Below are 20,353 nucleotides of genomic sequence, written 5' to 3' on the forward strand. Positions count from 1 at the left end.
AGGTGAGCAACACGCTGCTGGTGGGCATGAACCAGCAGGATGTAAAGGCCTATAAACTCAAGTAACATGAAAAAGCTGCTATCTTTTCTCCTGATACGCCTAGGGTATTCACAGAAAGTTCTGCGAACTCCCCTGTTATTTTATAATGTACCAAAGCGGGGTGCTAGTCTCACGTAGGCTGTTAAGCTCTACTAGTCTAACACTAAAAGTGATTGCTTTCTTACTTTAAATACTTATATTTAAGAAGGTCTTTATCTTGTTAAGACCGGTAATTTTCGAAAGCTTATTGCCTAAGCTACATATTATAATATATAGCTTAGGCGGGTTAGGTAACTCTAGATATAGAACTAATTAGGGTGTTGCTCTGTAGCTTTCGAGTGCACTTTGTCCGTAACGACCGTCCGCGTAAGCTAGTCACACTGCTGCAGGACTCGATAGTTGCTCTGGAAGGGAAAGAACTGTTGAGCAGGAGTACTTCTTTCGAAGGTTATATAGCAAGACGTTAACATGAAACCTTTACCCATGAAAAGACATCATTATTCAGTAGCTTTTCTTGCGGCTGCGTGGGCTTGGTCGGCCTGTAGTAACACGCAACAGCCTACTGCCATACAGCAGACAGCCGTGATAGAACCTGCCCAAACCGCAGCTGATCGGGATGCCCTCTACGATAAGCTGACAGAAGAAGAGAAAAGACTCCCTGAGAATGCCGTATTAGGTCTGGAAGCAGCAGAGGGATTGGAAGTGAAGCTTTTTGCCTCTGAACCCATGATGGGTAACCCAACTAACATCGATGTGGATGCAAAAGGCCGGGTGTGGGTATGTGAGGCCTACAACTACCGCCCTGAGCTCAACCCGAACAACCCGCAGCGAAAGGAGGGGGACCGCATCCTGATCCTGGAAGACCAGAATGCAGATGGTCGCGCTGATACTGCTAAGGTGTTTTACCAGGGTACAGACATTAATTCTGCCCTTGGCGTGGCGGTGCTGGGGGATAAAGTAATCGTATCAAGTAGCCCGAATGTGTTCTTGTTTACAGATACCGATGGGGACGATGTGGCAGACAAGAAGGAGGTGCTGTACACGGGCTTAGGCGGTGAGCAGCACGACCACGCCATCCACTCCTTCACTTTTGGGCCGGACGGCAAGCTGTACTTCAACTTCGGTAACGAAGGCAAGCAGATACTAGATCGCAACGGAAAGCCTATAGTTGACAAGGATGGTAAGGTAGTGAACAACAGCGGAAAGCCTTACCGCCAGGGGATGATATTCCGTGTGAATCCGGATGGTACGGAGTTCGAGGTGCTGGCCCATAACTTCCGCAATAATTATGAAGCAGCTGTAGATTCTTATGGTACCCTATGGCAGTCAGACAACGATGACGACGGGAACCAGGGCGTGCGCATTAACTACGTGATGGAGTTCGGTAACTACGGCTATACTGATGAAATGACCGGTGCCGGGTGGAGAGCCCGCCGCACGAACATGGAAAAGGAAATCCCAAAACAGCACTGGCACCAGAACGACCCTGGTTCTATCCCAAACCTGCTGCAGACAGGGGCCGGATCGCCTACAGGCATGGTGGTGTATGAGGGTGAGCTGCTGCCGGAAGGGTACCGCAACCAAATGATTCACACGGATGCCGGTCCTAATACCGTCAGAGCTTACCCTGTAACAAAAGACGGAGCAGGCTATAAAGCGGAGGTAGTACCTTTGGTAGAGGGCGTGCGCGACCAATGGTTCCGCCCTTCCGACTTAAGTGTAGCACCAGACGGCTCTATTTATGTGGCTGACTGGTACGATCCAGGCGTGGGCGGGCACCAGATGGCGGACCTGAACAGAGGACGCATTTTCAGAATTGCGCCTCCTGCAACACCTTACAAAACACCAAAACTTGATCTGTCTTCTCCGGAAGGAGCTGTTAAAGCCCTACAAAGCCCTAACCTGGCTACGCGCTACCTGGCTTGGGACAAGCTGAACACATGGGGGGAAAAGGCCGAGCCTGCCCTGCAAGCGCTGTGGAAGTCCGACCACGAACGCTATAGGGCAAGAGCCCTATGGCTGCTGGCGAAGATCGAGGGCAAAAGCGACCAGTACATCCGGGAGGCACTCCAGGATGAGAATCCTGATATCCGAATCACTGGGCTCCGCATTGCCCGACAGGAAAAGGAGAACGTGATTCCTTACGTGAAGCAGTTGGTAAAGGACCCAAGCCCCCAAGTGCGACGTGAGGCGGCAATTGCCCTCCGTCACAACAAGTCGGCTGAGGCTCCTGCTCTATGGGCTGAGCTGGCACAACAGTACGACGGTCAGGATCGCTGGTACCTGGAGGCGCTGGGCATTGGGGCCGATGAGCAATGGGATAAGTTCCTGGTAGCCTATCAGGGAAAAGTGGGTAAAGATCTGACAAGTAAAGCTAACCGTGATATTGTCTGGCGTTCCAGAACCGGCCTTGCCTTACCTTATCTTGCCCAATACATCTCGGATGCCAACGCTACATCGGCAGACATCGCAAAGTACTTCCGTGCTTTTGACTTCATTCAAGATCCGGCCAAGGAAGGTATCCTGCTTGCCCTTCTCGAAAACCAGGGGCCGCATAAGCAGGAAGTTAAGCAGATTGCGCTGAACCACATAAACCCGGCTATTTTACCTAAAACCCCTAAGCTAAAGGCAGCTTTAGATGAAACGCTGATAGCCATGAAGGGAACACAGGAATTTGTTGACTTGGTGGGACGTTATAAGCTAAAGAACCAAAACGAGGAGCTGCTTAACATTACCGTAGCTTACCCCGACAGCAGTATTGGGGTAGCTTCAGCCAGGTTGCTGTTTGATATGGGAGGTGCTGGTCTTCTGAAAAAGGCTGTAACGAGCAAAGATAAAGACAGGTCAGCAGCTGTACTTAGAGCTTTAGGACGTATAAACAGTAATGAGTCCATGGACCTGATTCAGGAAGTTGTGATGGACAAGGCTGCCGACATGGACACCCGGAAAGTTGCCGTGAAGGCATTGGGCACAGGCTGGAACGGAGAAGAGCGCCTGATGCACGTGGTGAAGGAAGGCAAGCTGCCTAAAGAAATGGAACCTGCCGCGTCCTCAGCCCTGGCGGGAGCCATGCGCACCGCCATACGCGATGAGGCCCTTAAGTACCTAAACGTTGCCAATGCAACAGGCGGAAAACCTTTACCACCGATCGGTGAACTAGTAATGCGGAGTGGCGATGTGCTCAAAGGCAAGCAAGTGTACCAGCAGGTGTGCAGTACCTGCCATCAGGTAGGGAGCGAAGGGTCGAACTTTGGCCCGGCCTTAACGCAGATCGGCAGCAAACTTACAAAGGACGCGCTTTATGTGTCTATCATACATCCTGATGCCGGAATAAGCTTTGGCTATGAAGGCTATCTGATTAAATTGAAGGACGGAAGTGGCACAGCAGGTATTATCTCCAGCGAGACAGAAAACGAAATTGAGGTAGTGAGCCCGGGCGGCATTAAGAACCGGTATGATAAGTCGGCGGTTGCTTCTAAAACACAAATGGAGAACTCCTTTATGCCATCCAACTTACAGCAGGCCATGTCGGAACAGGACCTGGTAGACCTGGTAGAATACATGTACTCCCTTAAGAAGCCAACAGAGAAAGGCTCTGCCAGTAGGTAAGCTACTTTGACGAAAAAGACTTTGACCAGACTCAAAAAGAATACGGATATGAAAGACCAACATACACGCCGCACAGCCCTGAAGAATTTAGCTGGTGGGGCAGCCCTTTTTACCTCTGCTATGCTGTTGCCAGAGCCGTTAAGGGCAGCTGATGTAAAGGAGGTAAAACTAAAAGGCAGGGTGAAGCACTCTGTGTGTAAATGGTGCTACAAGGACATACCGCTGGAGGAGCTGTGCAAGGCTGCTAAGGAAGTAGGCCTGTCCTCCATCGAGCTTCTTGGCCCCGACGAGTGGCCTACGCTGAAGAAGTACGACCTGACCTGTGCCATGGCTTGGGGCGCCGAGAAAAGCCTGACAGAGGGTTTCAATAACCCTAAATACCACGACGAGCTGGTGGAGCGTTACGAGGCGATGATTCCGAAAGTGGCTAATGCCGGCTTAGACAACCTGATCTGTTTTTCGGGCAACCGCAACGGCATCAGCGATGAGGAGGGCCTGGAGAACTGTGCCAAAGGGCTAAAGCGCCTGATGAAGACAGCCGAAAAGCACAAGGTAACCCTGTCGATGGAGTTGCTCAACAGCAAAGTGAATCACAAGGACTATCAGTGCGATCATACGAAGTGGGGGGTAGAACTGGCAAAGATGATCGGCTCGGAACGCTTTAAATTGCTTTATGATATCTACCACATGCAGATCATGGAAGGAGACGTGATTAGCACGATCAAAGAGTACCATCCTTACATTTCGCATTACCATACTGCCGGTGTGCCTGGTCGTAACGAGATCGACAGTACGCAAGAGCTGTACTACCCTGCCATTATGAAAGCCATAGTTGATACAGGCTTTAAGGGGTTTGTGGGGCAGGAGTTTATTCCTAGGTCAGGAAATCCGCTTGCGTCTTTAAAGGAAAGCATTATAACATGTGATGTGTAGACAGTATAGAGGTCTGAGGCAGCTCAAAGCCATATTAGCTTAAAGTAAAAAAACACAGATGCTGTAGTTAATCAGGTAAACAGGTAGTGCGACAGCATCTATAATACTAACTTATATGAGAAGAAGTGAATTTCTAAAAAGCAGCCTTTTGGGTGCTGTCGCTCTTACAGGTGGAACTTCCGTGCTCGCAGGAAGCTCTAGCTATCCTGCCGGTAAGAGAGCAGGCAGTACTTTTAATCTAAATTATGCCCCCCACTTTGGCATGTTTAAAGAGTCAGCCGGAGACGACCTGATAAAGCAACTCAGGTTTATGCGGGATCAGGGTTTCACCGCCCTAGAGGATAATGGCATGATGGGACGCCCGGTAAGCGAACAGGAGAGGATAGGAAAAGAACTCGACCGTTTAGGCATGACCATGGGCGTATTTGTAGTTGACAAAGGAGGTAATTCCCAAAACACACTTGCCGCAGGAAAGCAGGAACATGTTGACATCTTTTTGAGTGGGTGCAAGCGAGCTGTGGATGTGGCCAAACGTGTAAATGCGAAGTGGGTGACTGTTGTTCCTGGCGACTTTGAAAGGAACTTGCCGATAGGCGTTCAGACAGCACATGTAATTGAGGCTTTACGCAGGGGGGCAGAGATATTAGAGCCACACGGGATTACAATGGTTTTAGAGCCCCTCAGTGATTCTCCTAACCTTTTCCTGCGCACTTCTGATCAGACGTATATGATCTGCAAAGCTGTTAACAGCCCCTCTTGTAAACTCTTGTTTGATGTTTACCACATGCAGAAGAATGAGGGACATATCATCAACAACCTAAATCATACTTGGGATGAGATCGCCTACATACAGATAGGGGATAACCCTGGGAGGAACGAGCCTACCACGGGTGAGATTAACTACAAGAACGTGTTCAAGCACATTTATGAGAAAGGTTACAAAGGCGTAATGGGTATGGAGCATGGTAAAGCCAGAAAAGGAAAAGAGGGAGAAGTAGCCCTTATTAAAGCGTATAGAGAGGTTGATAACTTTATGCAGGTATAGATCAGAACAACTAGATTAACAAACAGCTGAGCCAGCTGTGCAAAACAGTGAACAAGCTCCTGACCTTATCATAGGAATTTGCTTGTTTACTGTTGCTACTTCAGCTCTGTTAGAATCTTTCTATTTCATCAACTTGTAGAAGCCGCTTGTCGCAGTATCCGCTACTGAGTCATCTGCTTTACGGTAAATGAAGTAGGCCTCCAGTTCTTTCTGCCTGTTTACGAACCTGAAGGCTTTTTCCAGTCCCATTCCCATTATAGCATTATCATAAGCATCGGCTGTGATGGCGTCTTCTGCCCAGACAGTCACGCTTATCAACTCGTTGTCTAAGGGGTAACCGCTTTTAGGATTTATTAAATGTGAGATTTTTTTGGAGCCACTTTGATAGAACTTTCTGTAGTTGCCAGAGGAAGTTACTGCTCCAGCCTCTAATGTGATAATTTTCTGTATAGGGAAAGGATTCTTGGAATTATTTTCCACAAGTCCCTCAATGCCTATAGCCATTGGATTTCCGCTGGGCTGTTTGCGTCCTTTCACCCGAACTTCGCCACCTAGCTCTATCAAGTAATTCCTAATGCCTTTTTGCTCCATAGAATTTGCTAACACATCTACAGTATAACCCTGGGCTATGCCATTAACGTCTATGCAGACACAAGGAGTGCTTTTCTGCAGATACTCCTTGTTAAGGCTTACTTTGTCTGTGCCTACACACTTTAGTAAGGCCTGAATAGAAGCTGAATCAGGTAGCGTCGCAATAGGTTCAACCCCAAATCCCCAAGCCTGAACGAGGGGTTGGACGGTGATGTCGAAAGCCCCATCTGTTTTGTTTGAGACCTCTAGTGCTTTCTCGACCACATTTTGTAGGTAGCCATCTACCTTTAGTCCTGATTCGGAACGGTTGAACTTGTTTATGAGCGAGTAAGGTTTATAGATGGAAAGAGAACTGTCGAGTTGAGCTAGGATATAAGTTATCTCGGCCTTTGTTATACTGCTGTCTTCCGCATAATAGGTTATCTGATAGCTTGTTCCCTGTGCAAAGCCCCTGATCCTGAATTGTCGTAAATCTGCCTTGTTGAAAACGAAAGGGAGCAGAGTGAAGAGGCAGAGCAGTAAGAGTCGCATAGTTCAGACAAAGTAATTCCTTAATGAGTATCTGTTGATAAGATGAAAAGGCTCCTGCACTACAAGTATAAAAGAGGTTGCTCTATCCACTAAGCCGTCTCGACAGCTGTTGTTTCCGTAGCAACCTCTTATAGTAATAAAACAGTGTTTTACTAGATTACTTTTGTTTTACCTGGCATTGGAACAGGATAAAACCCATTGGCATCCGGCAGTACTTTAGGCTTTGCATCCCAGGCAAAAGTCTCTGGCATAAGACTTATATTAGAGTTCAAGGCATCCTCCCACTTTATTTCCTGTCCGGAGTAGGTAGCGTACCGGCCTAAGAGTGATGTCATGGTACTCATTGCAGCGCGCTCAGCATCGGCAAACTTATACTCGCCTGCCTCTATGGCAGCGAATAGTTCATCATGCTCGGCTTGGTAGGGATTAGGGTCGTTTTTGCCGGCATGGTTATACAAGGTGTTCCCTTTGTAATCCCATAGCTTTCCGTCATTGTTTGCAGAAAGGTACACTCTACCCTTTGTCCCTTGGAAGCTTTCATCTACCCGGTTTTTGGTGCCCTCATAGTGGCGGCATTGGCTTTGGACCACGGACCCATCTGCATATAAGAACTCTACTGTGTGATTGTCGAAGATTTCCCCGTACTCTTTCCCTGTTCGCTGGTAACGGCTTCCTGTTCCCTGTGCTGAAACCGGGTAGCTGTTCTTCACCCAGTTGGCGACGTCTATGTTGTGCACGTGTTGCTCGGTAATATGGTCTCCACAGAGCCAATTGAAGTAGTACCAGTTTCGCATTTGGTATTCCATCTCAGTTTGGTTGGCTTCTCGGGGACGAACCCATACGCCGCCGCTGTTCCAATAAACCTGCCCTGAAATCACATCACCTATAGCCCCATCCTCTATGCGCTTGATTGTCTCACGGTAATTATTTTGGTAACGACGCTGTAAGCCCACCACTACATTTAGTTTCTTTTGCTTCGCCTCTTCAGCAGCGGCCAAAACTTTACGGATACCCGGCGAATCTGTCGCAACAGGTTTTTCCATAAACACGTGCTTGTTTCGTTTCACGGCCTCCTCAAAATGGATAGGCCTGAAACCCGGAGGCGTAGCGAGCAGCACGACATCCGCTTCGGCTATAGCTTGTTTGTACCCGTCAAACCCTACAAACTTCTTGCTTTCAGGGACATAGACCTTAGCTTTTCCAAACTTCCCGAATAGGCTGTTGTAACTGTCGTCCAATCGGTCACGAAACGCATCAGCCATGGCAACTAATTTTACGTCATTCTTTGTTGCCAAAGCTTGGAAAGCTGCTCCTGTACCTCGGCCGCCACAACCTACTAGGGCAATCTTAATAGTACCTTTTCCGGCTGCATAGGCGCCTGCAAAGGGAAGGCTACTCAGTACTGCTCCACCAGCAAGTATGGCAGATGCTTTTAAGAACTCTCTTCGCTTACTTGAGTCAAAGTCTTTCATGCTGTTTTAGGATTTAGGGTTTAGCGTTAATTTGATTCAATAGTCAGGTGTTGGCTTCTGGTTGTAATAAGCCTCTATTTCAGCCTTAGATGGCGGGGTTACGGGGCGTACGAGCCGGAGACCAACGAAGGGCGCTTCTGGAAACCACCAGTTACTCTTGGGTATCTGCGGGTCGATCCTCTTCCATCTTGGGTCTGAGCCCTGTCTGTTGGCAGAACGGAGTGCAGCTGTTTCATCTTCGAATGAGCCACCTCTAATGACATGTGGGTATAACTTTTCGGGTATAGCGACAGGGTTGCTTATTGCTTTGTTTTTAAATCTTTTATAATAATCTGGTATGTATTGGTCCATAGTCCACTCGGCTACATTGCCGTGCATGTCATAAAGCCCCCATGCATTCGGCTTTTTGCTTCCGACCGGGTGTGTCTCCTTATCGCTGTTAGCCTGGTACCACGCGTACTCCTCAAGTCCGGCTGTGTCATCACCAAAGGAAAATGCCGTCGTTGTGCCTGCTCTGCTGGCATACTCCCATTCTGCTTCAGTTGGTAACCGGTAGAAGATGCCCGTTCTGGTATACAGCCACTTGCAGAACTGAATGGCTGCGTATTGGGTCATTCCGACAGCAGGGTGACTTTCTTTACCCATACCAAAAGTCATATCCAAGTAAGGCTTTGTGGGCCGCGTGACGGCATCTACTTCTGCACTCACAGAGCCATTACTTTGGGTAATTTCATAATCTTTGTAAACGAACAGTTCAAAAATGTCCCACGTTACTTCGTGTTTGCCTATCCAGAAGGGACTGACTTTTACCAGGTGCTGAGGCCCCTCATCTTCCTCTCTACCCTCTTCACCTGCTGGGCTACCCATAATAAATTCCCCTCCAGAAACAGCCACCATATCAAACTTCAGGTTAGTGCCTGCAATTTCCTGAGTATAGCTCTGTTCACCATTGAGTTGCTGGGAGTACGCAGCGTTTAGTGTAAGGGGTAATACAACGAGTCCGGTTAAGAGTGCTTTACAAGAGCAGTTTAGAATGTTCATTCCAGTCACAGATGTTTCTATTTTATCATTCGGTTATTTGTAGAAGAGCCTGCAACTCTTCCATTTAGTCTGTTTTGAAGAACGATCGCCAGACTAACTACAATAAATATGGTAGTTTAAGAGGCATTTCACTTTGTTCTGAGAGTCTTCTGCTTAGCGGTGAAACAGCTCTGTGTTTAGAGGCATAAGAGTAATACGGTCACGTTTTACTCTTCTATATAAATTTTAATATAATTCTTAAATATAGCAAGGAATACTACTAGAAATATTCAAGATGCTGCTGCAGTTATCTCTTTGATTAGCAGTATACACTGAAATCCATGATAGATAGCCTTCAAAGTTTTCTCTCATTTTGTAGCATCGAGCATTCTAAACAGTAACGCGTATAAACATCGCTAGTAGGCACAGGAGTTGAGTATCGCTACCTTTTTTAAGTCCTAATAACATATGAGAAGAAGTAAGTTTATACGAACGTGAACTCGGGAACCATGCATGTACCTTGGCCGGTTTAAAGCAGCAGCTGTCCTGATTAGGAAGGTGTAGGCGGTAAGACCGGAGAAGATCTGCACCAGTGCGTTTAGAGAATTCCTATGGCGGGTGTGGTCGATGTCATAAACCGTCATCAGGATGTCACTGACAGCTTCGATGCAGCCCCTTGAGTAGGAAGGAGAGCACCCTGTGGTTATTGTCGGCCACGTTGGCCGGAGTGATGAGGAAGCGGCCAAGCTGCCTTTACTGGTTTATGACAATGCAGCTTGAGGCGTAAGAACCAGCCGGTCGTGCCCCTGCTGCAGGAGGCCAGTTTCACTAAGACCTTACCTTGTACTGATGGATGCGCCTGTTGTCACAGACGGGCAGGTTCTCGGAGTCGATGTAGTAGTGGCCACTTCTTTTTGAGAGGCCGGAGCGGTAGTGGGCTAGCAGGAAAGCATGTAGCAGTGCCTGCCTGGCCAGCTCCAGGCCTCCGAATAGTGGATGGGAGGAAAAGTATTCATTCACCTCCAGGCAAAGTCGTCTGTGGCGCAGAATACTTCCAGTACTTTTGATCATCTATAATAGAATGCAAAAGGTTAAGGATTAGATAGAAATAAAAGCTATTATATCTATCTAATCCTTAACCTTCTTGTTTAGGTGTAATACTGATTTACGCTAGCTAGTACCCCAGTTAGCGTTATAAAAGCCTGTTGGCCGGCCTGGCTTTTTCTACCGGTGCTTCAGCCTTTGCAGGAGGCGCTGCTGCTATCGATAAGGCTAGGAAAACATTTAACCTGAACTATGCGCCGCATGAGGGAATGTTTTCCAACTTTGGCGGCAAGGATTTTCTGGATCAGATCCGCTTCATGCATGATCAGGGTTTTCGGGCTATTGAGGACAACGGCATGCTGAACCGAAGCCCGGCTGAACAACAGCAGATAGGGGACCTGCTCAACAAGTTGGGCATGCAGATAGGGGTGTTTGTGATCGATGGCGGCGATAACTGGAAGACATCTCTAACGACAGGGAAGCAGGAGTTAAGGGATAAATTTGTACCTGTCGGCAGTCCGTAGAGGTGGCGAAGCGCTGCAATGCGAAGTGGATGACGGTAGTACCCGGTTTTTACGAGCGAAATCTCCCTGTTGGCTTACAGACAGCCAACGTAACTGACGCGCTGCGCAAAGGGGCCGAGATCTTTGAGCCTCATGGGCTGGTTATGGTGTTGGAGCCACTCAGCGACACGCCCGATCTCTTTCTTCGGAACTCAGACCAGACCTACAACCTGTGCAAGGCTGTCGACAGCCCTTCCTGCAAAATCCTGTACGACATCTATCATATGCAGCGAAATGAGGGAAACCTCCTTGTGAACATGGATAGGGTGTGGGATGAAATCGCTTATATCCAGATTGGGGATAACCCAGGCAGAAATGAGCCTACCACGGGTGAGATCAACTACAGGAACGTGTTCAAGCACATTTATGAAAAAGGCTATCAGGGCGTTATGGGCATGGAGCACGGGGTGGCTAATAAAGGAAAGGAAGGAGAACTGGCTCTGATCAAAGCTTACAGAGAAACAGACAGCTTTGCATAGAGGCTCTTTGACTTTGTCTTCCTAACAGTTGGTATACTTGTTCTTCGGTCTTTAAACCAACTTGCATAGCCTTTTACAGGAAACAGGCTTATATTGCTAAAAAAGCCAGTATCCGCATGAAAGTAGATTATTTCAGGGCCATCTTCACCCTACTTAGCATCACTCTTATTTGGGCTTGTGCCCCTACAGTAGAAGAGAGCAGTCAGGTAGAGACCGTTGATATGTTAGCCGAGCGTTATGTTAAGACGATTTTGCGCCTGGGGCAGTACGACAATGATATAGTGGATGCCTATTACGGGCCTGAGGAATGGCGGCCTACAACGCCAGCGGCTGACTCGTTGCCAGGTGAGAAGTTTCTGCGGGAGCTGCGTCTGATACAGCAGGGGCTAGCTAATCAGGATACTACCGGCTTGCCCAAGCAGGAAAAGCAACGCTTGGTTATGTTCCAAAAGCAGGTTTTGGCTGCCATCACAAAAGTGGAAATGATGCAGGGCAAAGAGCTGTCCTTCGACAAAGAGGCACGGCTGCTGTATGATGCCAATCCTCCGCATTATGAGTTTGCTTACTTTGACTCTTTGTTAAATATGCTCCACGAAGAACTGCCGGGCGAAGGCCCTTTGGCAGAACGCTGGACTGCGTACCAGCGCCGGTTCGAGATTCCGAAAGAAAAGCTGGACACGGTTTTCCAGGCAGCGATAGGGGAGGCAAGACGAAGAACCAAGGCGCACTACAAGCTGCCTGAAAACGAGAACTTCCGGGTAGAGTATGTGACGGACAAGCCTTGGTCGGGCTACAATTACTTTAAGGGAAATGGCTACAGTCTGATACAGATCAACACAGATTTTCCTGTTAGGATCGAACGGGCCATAGACCTGGCCGGGCATGAGGGCTATCCCGGGCATCATGTGTTTAACACCTTGCTGGAACAGGAACTTGTAAACAAGCGCGGGTGGAAAGAGTTTTCCATCTACCCCCTGTTCAGTCCCCAATCTCTTATTGCCGAAGGTAGCGCCAATTACGGGGTAGACGTGGCTTTCCCGGCTACGGAGCGCCTTAAGTTTGAACAAGAGGTGCTGTTCCCCTTAGCGGGACTGGATCCATCAGAAGCAGAACAGTACTACCAAGTGCTGGACAAAATTAACCAGCTGAATTTTGCAGGAAACGAAGTAGCCCGCTTGTACCGGAACGGTAAGATAAGCCGGGAGGAAGCTGCTGACCTTTTAGTGAAATATAACTTCTACGAGAAAGAAAAAGCCCTGCAACGCACCCGCTTTATGGATCGCTACAGGAGCTATGTAATCAACTATAACCTGGGGCAGGAGCTGGTAAAAGCTTATGTAGAAGCAAATGGAGGTACGGCAGACAATCCGGAGAAGCGCTGGGAGGTGTTCCGAGAGTTACTCTCCAACCCGCATACGGCCTCTATGTTACAGGAGTAGGGGGGCACTTCTGTTTAAAAAGCCTCTTCCCTTATGGCAAACCCTGTAGGAGGTCCTGGCTTAGGATCCACCCTTTATCATTTGTCCTGATGTGTGGCGCTCTTTTACCTTGCCCACTCCAGCATCTGCGCACAGCGCTTACTCAGCCATTCGTGGCCCTCTCCAGAAGCTTTGTCGCGCTCAAACAGCTTAGAGCCCAGGCCTACGGCTTTCACGCCGGCTGTGAACCATTCCTTTATGCTGGCCTCTGTTGGCGCTACACCGCCTGTGGGCATAAACAAGAGATCCGGGAACAGTGCTTTGATGGCGCCCAGAAAAGCGGTACCCAGTACGTTGCCCGGAAATAATTTCACTAAAGAGGCTCCCGCTTTCTCTGCCTGTGCAATCTCGGTTGGCGTCATGCAGCCGGGTACCCAGAGCAGTTCGTGCTGATGTACGGTACTGGCTACCTCTGCGTCCATGATAGGGCTCACAATAAAGTCTGCACCTGCCGCTATAAATGCCTCTGCACTGCTGCTGTCTTTTATAGTGCCGATGCCAAGTTTCAGGTCAGGGAAGTTTGCCAGGGCAGTTTCTTTTAAGGCTTTAAAATTGTCTAAGGCTGCAGCTCCACGGTTAGTGAATTCGAATACCCTGATGCCACCTGCATAACAGGCCTTGAGTACCGCGATACACTCCTTTGGGTCATCGTTATAGTAAACCGGAATAGCTGGGGTTTTCAGGATCTGGTCCAGGACCTGTTTTTTATCGCTTGCCATAGTTTGTGATTATGCTTTTATGAGGTTTTGGCTGAAGTTATGTTTTCTTGGATTTGCTGTATGGTGTTTTTCCCGAAATCACCTGAAACAAAGAGTTTCTGAAAGGCTGCAGCCGTAGCAAAGTCTACAATGGCTTGGCCATCCAACTGCTGGTACAAGCTGTAGATCAGCCCGGCCATAAAAGCGTCTCCACTGCCTATCCTGTCTACCAGCTCAAAGGTCTCGTACATGGCAGAGGTATAATGCTTGTCTCCCTGATGATAAGTGCCGTAGAGGAGATTATGCTTCGGGCTATCCATAAAGCGGAAGGTGAAGGCGATATGCTTACATTGTGGGTAGGTGGCCTGAATTTCCTTTGCAGTTTGTTCTGCCTGAGTGAGGTATTCTTCCTGGCTCGTCTCACGGTTTAGCCCTGTGGCAAGGGAAGTGCCTAGCATGGTGTTGGCAGCCCAGATATTGCCCATTACCACGTCGCAGTATTGTACGAGTTCCGGCATCACTTCCAAAGGCGTTTTACCATAGTTCCAGAGTTTGTTCCGGTAGTTCAGGTCTACGGATATGGTTAGACCAAGCTTGCTGGCGGCAACAAGCGCTTCCTGGCATACTGCCGCTACGTTCTCATTTAGGGCAGGAGAGATAGCGCTCCAATGGAACCACGAATAATGCTGGAGCAAGGCTTCCCAGTCGATGGTGTTAGGCGTGAGCTGACTAAAGGAAGAGTACTTCCGGTCATAGACCACCTGTCCGGTACTGAGGCCATTGGCTGATAGCAGAAAGTACAAGCCCATCCGGTCTCCCTGTTTCAAGACAGGACCTGTGTCGATACCGCATGCCTGTAGTGTTTGCAGCGCTTTGGTTGCTAGCTCATTTTCTGGGGCGCTGGTAAGGTAAGCACAAGGCAGTTGCCACTGACCCAGGGATGCGGCTACGTTTGCCTCCGCCCCTCCGGGGTACATCTGAAGCGTGTTGTCTGCGAATTGTAAACTGTTGTCGGCAGAGGCCAGGCGCCAAAGGAGTTCTCCGAAAGCAAGTATTTTTCCTTCTTTCATGTGTTGCGTTACTTCTTGTTAAAAAAATAAGTGGGAGCCTGCAGGCCCCGCCAGCGTAACACTTACCGGACCTCACAGACTCCCACTTCAAATCAGATAAAGCGTCCCTGTCATCAACCCCGACAAGCAAGGCGAATGACAGGGAGCTGCTTTATGCTCTTGTTCTTTCTGTCGCCACAGAGGGCTCTCCAGGTGTTAGGTTTGCCTTTTTTCTCCAAAGCTCTTCCATGTCTTCCAGTGACCTTCCTTTCGTCTCAGGGATCATTTTCCATACAAACAAGAAGGACAGGACGCTCATAACGCCGTAGAAGCCATAGGTAAACGCACCACTAAACTCCATCATAGACGGATAGGTGGCAGAGATGAAGAAGTTGGCAGCCCATTGCGCAGCAACAGCCACCGCCACGGCTTTACCCCTGATCTTATTCGGGAAGATCTCTGATATTAACACCCAGGCGATCGGTCCCCACGACATCATGAAAGACGCTGTGTAAATGATGATGAACACCAAGGTGCCAATTCCGATGATCTCAAAGTAGGAAAGACCGGCAATAGCGAACATGCCAAAGGCCATACCAATGGAGCCAACCATTAACAGCGGCTTTCTACCCCATCTGTCTACGGTCATGATGGCAACCACTGTAAAGATTACGTTCACAATACCCATCACCACTGTTTGCAGCAAGGAGGCATCTTTGCCCGCGCCCATGCTTTCAAAAATCCTCGGGGCGTAGTACAGGGCTACGTTTATCCCCACGAACTGCTGGAACACAGAAAGTAAAATGCCGATAACAATGACAACCTTTCCGTAAGAAAACAGCTTGCCCGAATGGTGCTCCACGGTGTTTTTAATGTCCGCAAGGATCTTTCGGGCACTTTCAGGACCGTTTACTTTTGTCAGGATTTTGAGTGCCTCCTGGTCTTTGTCGACCATGCTCAGGTATCGTGGCGTTTCAGGTACAAAAAACAACAGGAAGCCAAACAGACCAGCGGGGATCGCTTCCGAGATGAACATCCTTCTCCAACCCACCTCATTGATCCATTCAACAGGCTGCCCGCTGGCAATTCCCCAGTTAACAAAGTACACCACCAGCATGCCGAAGATGATCGCGAACTGGTTCAATGAAACCAAGCGGCCACGCATGTTCGCCGGAGAAATCTCACCGATGTACACGGGAACTACAGCTGAGGCCAGACCTACCCCTATCCCGCCAATTATTCTGTAAAAGTTGAACATGTAGAGCAAGCCCATGGTGGGCTCGCCCACATTAAAGAACAAAAATTCAGGGTAGCCTGAGCCCAGGGCGGATATAAAAAACAGAAGTGCCGCAATGATCAAGGCTTTTTTACGGCCTATCCCGGATGCAATAGCGCCCGAAATGGCACCACCTATGATACACCCGATCAGGGCACTGGAGATAGTAGCCCCATGCACCCAGGTACTAAGCCCCAGGCTGTCTACCAGGTAGAGCTGCACCGATCGCTCAGCACCTGAAATAACGGCTGTATCGTAGCCGAAGAGTAGTCCACCCAAGGTGGCGATCAGCGTAATCCCGGCAATGTAGGGTAGGTTTTGCCCGGCCGTTTCTTTTTCGTTCTTTATCATGACTAAAGGAAAAGGGGTTTATTTAAAAATCTTGGCTGGCCTAGATGTAGCGGTTCACCACGTTCTCCAGGTACTCCTGACGTCCGCTTTTTACCTCAGGCTCCCCGTTGTCGATGGCATACTGACGCAGGTCCTCCAGCGATAACTTGCCTTCCTCGAACTCTTTGCCTTTGCCGCTGTCAAACGAAGCATAACGCTCTTCACGGATTTTCTTGTAGTCCGAGTTCTGAAGGATCTTATCAGCAGAGATAAGCGCCCTGGCAAAGGTGTCGGCGCCACCGATGTGTGCATAGAACAGATCAGCCGGATCCGTAGAGTTTCTTCTGATCTTTGCATCGAAGTTGATACCGCCACCTTGCAGCCCACCTGCTTCCAAGAACACCAGCATTGCCTCCGTTACCTCGTTCAGGTTGTTCGGGAACTGGTCTGTGTCCCAACCGTTCTGGTAGTCGCCGCGGTTTGCGTCGATCGAACCTAGCAGGCCGGCATCAGCAGCAACTTGCAGTTCGTGTTGGAAGGTATGGCCCGCCAATGTCGCGTGGTTTACCTCAATGTTGATTTTGAAGTCGTTTAGCAGGTCGTACTTACGCAGGAAGCCAATCACTGTGGCAGAGTCGTAGTCGTACTGGTGCTTGGTTGGCTCCATTGGCTTCGGCTCGATAAAGAAGGTGCCTTTAAAGCCTTGCTTGCGGGCATAGTCTTTGGCCGTGTGCAGAAAACGGGCCAGGTGGTCCTGCTCACGCTTCATGTCGGTGTTCAGCAGGCTCATGTAACCTTCGCGGCCACCCCAGAACACATAGTTCTCCCCGTTCAGGGCGATGGTAGCATCCAGTGCAGCCTTTACCTGTGCAGCGGCATGCGACAGCACATGGAAGTCCGGGTTTGTAGAGGCACCGTTCATGTAGCGGCTATGCGAGAACACATTGGCAGTTCCCCACAGCAGCTTCACGCCGCTCTGCTCCTGCTTCTGCTTGGCATATTCTACCAGTGCCTGCAGGCGTCTTTCGTTCTCGTTGATGTCGTTGGTGTAGTCCACCACGTCCACATCATGGAAGCAGTAGTACGGCAGGTTCATTTTCGTGATGAACTCAAACGCTGCATCCATCTTGTCTTTCGCTCGCTCAACAGCATCAGTCTTCTCGTCCCAAGCGAACTGCAGGGTCGGACCACCAAACGGGTCAGAACCGTTCGCGTTGAAAGAGTGCCAGTAGGCTACCGCAAAGCGCAGATGCTCCTTCAGGGTTTTGCCGGCTACTACTCTGTTCTCGTCGTACCAGCGGTACGCTAATGGGTTGTCAGACTCCGGACCTTCGTATTTTATTTGTCCTATTCCTTTAAAATACTCTTTTTCTCCAATAAGCGGATTTGCCATGGTTTAAGTGTTTATAAGTTTATGGGTTTGTTTTATTTCTTATTTAGTTGATTCATTAAAAGGGCCTTCCAATCCTGGTACACCGGCTCGTACTCGGCTGTGTACTTCGGCTCGACGAGCTTGACAGGATTGAAGTTGCTGAAAGCTTCTTCCGGCGTTGTAAACACAGTGGAACCGATACCCGCTCCCAATGCGGCGCCTACGCTGCCATCATTCTGGTAAAGCTCTACTGGTACACCCGTTGCATCTACAAAAGCCTGCGCAAACAGCGGGCTCAGGAACAGATTGGCCTGCCCGGCCCGGATTACCTGCGGGTTCATGCCGTTCTCCCGCATAATATCGAGTCCATAACGGAAGGCAAAGGAGATGCCCTCCTGCACTGCCCTGTAGATGTGCGCCTGCGTGTGCAGGTTCAGGTCTATGTTGTGGAAATGCGCTCCGATCATCTTGTTGTTGAGCATGCGCTCGGCCCCGTTTCCGAAAGGTAGGATGCGGAGTCCTTTGCTGCCGATGGTCACCTTTTCCGCCGCCTCGTTCATGGCCACGTAATCCTGGCCGCCACTCAGGTTGTTCTTTACCCAGCTGTTCATAATGCCCGTGCCGTTGATGCAGAGCAGTACGCCCACCCGCTTCTCCTGTGAGGCATAGTTTACGTGTGCAAAGGAATTTACCCGGGACTCCTGGTCGTAGACCAACTGGTCGCTTACGCCGTAGATCACGCCGGAAGTACCTGCCGTGGCCGCCACTTCGCCAGGCCTCAGCACGTTCAAGGACAGCGCGTTGTTCGGCTGGTCCCCCGACTTATACGTAACCGGGATCCCGGCTTTCAGACCCAAAGTTTCCGAAACGTCTTGCTTTACCTTGCCATGTTCTGAAAACACAGGCTTTACCTCCGGGATAAGTGCTTTCTCGAACTTAAAGTGCTGAATCACGTCTTCCGACAACTCGTCCTTCTTGAAATCCCAGAGCACGCCTTCTGAAAGGGCAGAGGGGCTGGTGGTAATGGCGCCGGTCAGTTTCATGGCCACAAAGTCGCCGGGCAGCATGATCTTATGGATGCTGCTGTAGGTCTCCGGCTCGTTTTCCTTTACCCACGCCAGCTTGGAGGCGGTAAAGTTACCAGGGGAGTTAAGCAGGTGCGAAAGGCTTTTCTCATGGCCAATGGCGTCGAATGCCTGGTTGCCGATCTCCACGGCACGGCTGTCGCACCAGATGATCGAATCGCGCAGTACCTGCTGCTCCTTGTCTACCACTACCAGGCCGTGCATCTGGTAAGCGATACCGATGGCACTGATGTCCTTTGGATTGTAGCTGCCGCTGGCATTTGCCTTCCGGATGGCCTGCTGGGTATGCTCCCACCACATTTCGGGCGACTGCTCCGCCCACCCTGGCTGGGGAGAGTTGATGGCAGTTTCTGTGTCTGGATATTGTGCCGAAGCGAGGGTCTTCTGTGACTGTGCATCCACCACCGAGACCTTGATGGAAGAAGTACCTACGTCTATACCTAATAGTAACATATGTGCTATGGTTTGAGCAGCTTGTTATTTGTTTTATGTTTTCAGAAAGAGGCCAGCTTCTTATGCCAACGTTGGCATAAATTTGGAAACTTTTCTTTATGTTTACAAGTGTTTACTTACTTATTCTTTTACAGACAGAGGTAAATGCCGTGCAGTTCCTTTTATGGCTGCCAGAAAAGTTAACTTTGCCTTTTTAGTCTCTTTTATCTCCTAGAAACCATTGAAAAAAGTTACCATACATGATATTGCCAAAGAGCTGAACGTTTCCTTCTCAACTGTAGCCCGGGCGCTTAATGATCATCCGGCCATTAGCGAGGCGACCAAAAAGTCGGTGCGGGAAACAGCGCAAAAACTTAATTACCGCCAGAATAAGTTGGCCTCCTCCCTCCGTTCCGGCCACAGCAACACGATCGGTGTTATTGTGCCCAGCCTGGATGTTAGCTTCTTTAGTTCTGTCGTGCATGGTATAGAAAAGATCATCAACGAAAACGGGTACAGCATCCTGCTCTACCAATCAAATGAGTCTTATGAAAGCGAGAAGAAAGGAATAGAAACGTTCCTGAACTCCAGGGTGGCGGGTATTATAGCGTCTGTTGCGAAGGAGACGACAAAGTATGAGCACTTTTCTGAGATCAGGCGGCGACGGATTCCGCTGCTGTTCTTCGACCGGGTGGTGGAGTCCCTTCATGTCCCTTCTGTTACGATAGACGATCATAAAGGCGGCTTTTTGGCAACAGAGCACTTGATAAGGCAAGGTTACAAACGCATTGTGCACATTACGGCGAAGCAAACCATTGGCATTTTCAAAGAACGGCTGCGAGGCTACCTGGATGCTCTAAAACTATATAACCTTCCTGTGGATGAAAGCCTCATTCTGTACGGAGACTTTTCCCTGGACTTTGGCCGCCAATGCATCAGAGACCTGTACCTGCGAGAGGTATCTTTTGATGCCGTCTTCGCCCTCGAAGACTTTACGGCAATGGGTGTGCTGCAGCAATTGTTGGCTTACAAGGTGCGGGTACCAGAGGAGGTGGGTGTCATCGGTTTTGCCAATGAATCCTTTGCCGCACTGGTTACACCAGGCTTGTCCTCTATCGACCAGCAAACGGTGCCAATGGGCGAAGCTGCCGCCGAGCTTTTTTTAAAGATGCTAAGATCAGAGGACCTGTATAACAACCTGCCAAAACGGATTGTGCTGGATCCAAGCCTGATCGTTCGGGCATCTACGGAGCGCCTGGCTTCTTCTTAAGGACCCCTTCTACCCACTAGGAGAGCGAGTACAACAG

General features: G+C 49.3%; 14 protein-coding genes and 1 pseudogene. 6 read left to right on the forward strand and 9 right to left on the reverse strand.

What is annotated here, in order from left to right:
- Positions 1-522: 522 nt before the first annotated feature.
- The 3 genes from CHB92_RS06770 to CHB92_RS06780 all read left to right on the forward strand — a co-directional run bounded on the left by CHB92_RS06770 (position 523) and on the right by CHB92_RS06780 (position 5,626).
- Complete coding sequence (locus tag CHB92_RS06770) at positions 523-3,648, forward strand: PVC-type heme-binding CxxCH protein (RefSeq protein ID WP_089318439.1); 3,126 nt, start codon at positions 523-525, stop codon at positions 3,646-3,648.
- 48 nt (positions 3,649-3,696) lie between these two features.
- Positions 3,697-4,581 (forward strand): hydroxypyruvate isomerase family protein, encoded by an 885-nt coding sequence (locus CHB92_RS06775; protein WP_089318440.1) that lies wholly within the window; start codon positions 3,697-3,699, stop codon positions 4,579-4,581.
- 115 nt (positions 4,582-4,696) lie between these two features.
- Positions 4,697-5,626 carry a hydroxypyruvate isomerase family protein gene (locus CHB92_RS06780; RefSeq protein WP_089318441.1) on the forward strand — a complete coding sequence of 310 codons (930 nt, stop codon included), beginning with the start codon at positions 4,697-4,699 and terminating at the stop codon, positions 5,624-5,626.
- A 120-nt stretch (positions 5,627-5,746) separates the two neighbouring features.
- Here CHB92_RS06780 and CHB92_RS06785 read toward each other — a convergent pair whose 3' ends face one another.
- The 4 genes from CHB92_RS06785 to CHB92_RS06800 form a co-directional block, all read right to left on the reverse strand.
- On the reverse strand, positions 5,747-6,748 hold the full coding sequence (locus tag CHB92_RS06785) for an FAD:protein FMN transferase (RefSeq protein WP_089318442.1): 1,002 nt from the start codon (positions 6,746-6,748) through the stop codon (positions 5,747-5,749).
- A 152-nt stretch (positions 6,749-6,900) separates the two neighbouring features.
- Positions 6,901-8,220: a Gfo/Idh/MocA family protein gene (locus CHB92_RS06790; protein WP_089318443.1), complete on the reverse strand. Its 1,320-nt coding sequence runs from the start codon at positions 8,218-8,220 to the stop codon at positions 6,901-6,903.
- 36 nt (positions 8,221-8,256) lie between these two features.
- The gene (locus CHB92_RS06795) at positions 8,257-9,261 is read right to left on the reverse strand and encodes a formylglycine-generating enzyme family protein (RefSeq protein WP_089318444.1); all 1,005 of its coding nucleotides are present in this window, start codon (positions 9,259-9,261) and stop codon (positions 8,257-8,259) included.
- An 807-nt stretch (positions 9,262-10,068) separates the two neighbouring features.
- A complete protein-coding gene (locus CHB92_RS06800) occupies positions 10,069-10,311 on the reverse strand; it encodes a hypothetical protein (protein WP_089318445.1) in 243 nt (80 codons plus the stop codon).
- Positions 10,312-10,442: 131 nt separating this feature from the next.
- Here CHB92_RS06800 and CHB92_RS06805 point away from each other — a divergent pair.
- Positions 10,443-11,326: pseudogene (locus CHB92_RS06805) on the forward strand (hydroxypyruvate isomerase family protein).
- Between the two features lie 116 nt (positions 11,327-11,442).
- A complete protein-coding gene (locus CHB92_RS06810; protein ID WP_245842356.1) occupies positions 11,443-12,765 on the forward strand; it encodes a hypothetical protein in 1,323 nt (440 codons plus the stop codon).
- A gap of 104 nt (positions 12,766-12,869) precedes the next feature.
- Here CHB92_RS06810 and CHB92_RS06815 read toward each other — a convergent pair whose 3' ends face one another.
- From CHB92_RS06815 to CHB92_RS06835, 5 genes are all read right to left on the reverse strand, one after another.
- Complete coding sequence (locus CHB92_RS06815; RefSeq protein WP_089318446.1) at positions 12,870-13,523, reverse strand: beta/alpha barrel domain-containing protein; 654 nt, start codon at positions 13,521-13,523, stop codon at positions 12,870-12,872.
- Positions 13,524-13,540: 17 nt separating this feature from the next.
- Positions 13,541-14,572, reverse strand: a complete 1,032-nt coding sequence (locus CHB92_RS06820; protein ID WP_089318447.1) for a sugar kinase — start codon at positions 14,570-14,572, stop codon at positions 13,541-13,543.
- A 151-nt stretch (positions 14,573-14,723) separates the two neighbouring features.
- Positions 14,724-16,178: a D-xylose transporter XylE gene (gene xylE / locus CHB92_RS06825; RefSeq protein WP_089318448.1), complete on the reverse strand. Its 1,455-nt coding sequence runs from the start codon at positions 16,176-16,178 to the stop codon at positions 14,724-14,726.
- A 40-nt stretch (positions 16,179-16,218) separates the two neighbouring features.
- Positions 16,219-17,550 carry a xylose isomerase gene (gene xylA / locus CHB92_RS06830; RefSeq protein WP_089318449.1) on the reverse strand — a complete coding sequence of 444 codons (1,332 nt, stop codon included), beginning with the start codon at positions 17,548-17,550 and terminating at the stop codon, positions 16,219-16,221.
- Between the two features lie 32 nt (positions 17,551-17,582).
- The gene (locus CHB92_RS06835; RefSeq protein ID WP_089318450.1) at positions 17,583-19,067 is read right to left on the reverse strand and encodes a xylulokinase; all 1,485 of its coding nucleotides are present in this window, start codon (positions 19,065-19,067) and stop codon (positions 17,583-17,585) included.
- A 220-nt stretch (positions 19,068-19,287) separates the two neighbouring features.
- Here CHB92_RS06835 and CHB92_RS06840 point away from each other — a divergent pair, with 220 nt between their 5' ends.
- Positions 19,288-20,316 carry a LacI family DNA-binding transcriptional regulator gene (locus CHB92_RS06840; protein WP_089318451.1) on the forward strand — a complete coding sequence of 343 codons (1,029 nt, stop codon included), beginning with the start codon at positions 19,288-19,290 and terminating at the stop codon, positions 20,314-20,316.
- Positions 20,317-20,353: the final 37 nt, after the last annotated feature.

Origin of the sequence: Pontibacter ummariensis (assembly GCF_900188175.1) — a bacterium.
In the GTDB taxonomy this organism is placed as follows: Bacteria; Bacteroidota; Bacteroidia; order Cytophagales; family Hymenobacteraceae; genus Pontibacter; species Pontibacter ummariensis.